Origin of the sequence: Streptomyces sp. McG3 (genome assembly GCF_018619185.1) — a bacterium.
Lineage (GTDB): Bacteria > Actinomycetota > Actinomycetes > Streptomycetales > Streptomycetaceae > Streptomyces.
Window position 1 is genome coordinate 1 of record NZ_JAAXYC010000559.1, and the last position, 1,561, is coordinate 1,561.

Sequence of the window (1,561 nt, forward strand, 5' to 3'; positions counted from 1 at the left end):
ATGCGGGACGCGCGGGGCCGGTGGGAGTGATCGCTGAGCCGGTTCCGGGGAACGAATCAGCGGAGAGTCATTCCCCAAAAGCAGGGCCTCTAGTACTCGCATTCGAGAAAACGCCCCGGATGAGTGGTTGGCGGCGCTGAGGGGCCAGCGCGATTGAGCCATGTGGCAGTCTTGGCCGGTATTCGGGTCCGAGGGTGTATACGGGGGCTTCCGCGATGAGCGGTAACGAGCAGCAGGAAGAGCCGCTCGGCGAGACCGCAGCGGTCGGCAAGGACACGAAAGCGGACGGGCTTTCCGTAAGCCAGGTTCCGACCCAGGCCGTACGCGGCTCGTCGGACGAGGCGGCCGAGGGCGGCACCGTACTGCCCGGCCCGTGGCCCGCCGTCGCCGAGGAGGACGCCTCCGACGCGGCCGGTACCCACGCGGTTCCGCAGCAGCGCGCGGGCCGCGCCGGAGCCCCCGGACTCGGCCTGTCCGACGCCCGGTTGATCCAGGACATGCGCGCCGGCGACGACCAGGCCTACGAGGAGCTGTTCCGCCGGCACTCGGGCGCCGTCCTGCGCTACGCCCGCAGTTGCTGCCGGGACGCGCACACCGCCGACGACCTGACGGCCGAGGTGTTCGCCCGCACGCTCCAGGCCGTCCGGGGCGGAAAGGGGCCGACGGAAGCGGTCCGGGCCTACCTGATGACCGCCGTCCGGCATGTCGCCGCCGCCTGGACGAAGAGCGCGAAGCGTGAGCATCTGGTCGACGACTTCGCGGTGTTCGCCGCCCAGGCCTCCCGTTCCTCCGAGCTGTCCGACGACACCCTCGACCTCGGCGCCGACGTCCTCGCGATGCACGAGGCCGAGCAGACGATGGCCATGCAGGCGTTCCGGAGTCTCCCGGAGCGCTGGCAGGCGGTCCTGTGGCACACCACGGTGGAGGAGGAGTCGCCGAGCGAGATCGCCCCGCTGTTCGGCCTCACCGCCAACGCCACCGCCGTCCTGGCGAGCCGCGCCCGCGAAGGGCTCAAGCAGGCCTACCTCCAGGCCCATGTCAGCGAGGCGCTCACCACCGGCGGGGACTGCGCGCAGTACGCCGACCGGCTCGGCGCCCACGCCCGGGGCGGCCTGCGGACCCGGGCCGAGCGCGGGCTGCGCAAGCACCTCGACGCATGCGCCAAGTGCCGGGTGGCCGCCGGCGAGCTGGACCATGTGAACGCCGGGATTCCGGCGCTGCTGCCCGTCGCGGTCATCGGCTGGTTCGCCGCCGGGTACGCGCTCAAGGCCGCGGGCGTCGTGGTCGGCGGAGCGGCCGGGGCCGCCGGAGCGGGAGCCGCCGCGGCGGCCACCGGGTCCGGTTCCGCCGGTGGGGCAGCCGGGGGCGCCGCGGCCTCCGAGGGGCTCGGCGCACCAGCCAAGGCGGGGATCGCCGCCGCCGTGGTGGTGGCCGCCGCGGCCGGTCTGGTGTGGGCGCTCGTCGGCGACGACCAGCCGAAGCCGGAGCCCAAGCCGGTCGCGAAGCCGCCGGTCGTGGCGCCCGCCGTGCCCACGCCGCCTCCCCCGCCGTCCCCGAAGCC

General features: G+C 74.3%; 1 protein-coding gene. It reads left to right on the forward strand.

Translation table 11 applies throughout. The features are described from left to right. Nucleotides 1-215: 215 nt before the first annotated feature. The coding region (locus HET64_RS38420; RefSeq protein WP_215111849.1) for a sigma-70 family RNA polymerase sigma factor at nt 216-1,561 on the forward strand (1,346 nt) is incomplete at its 3' end.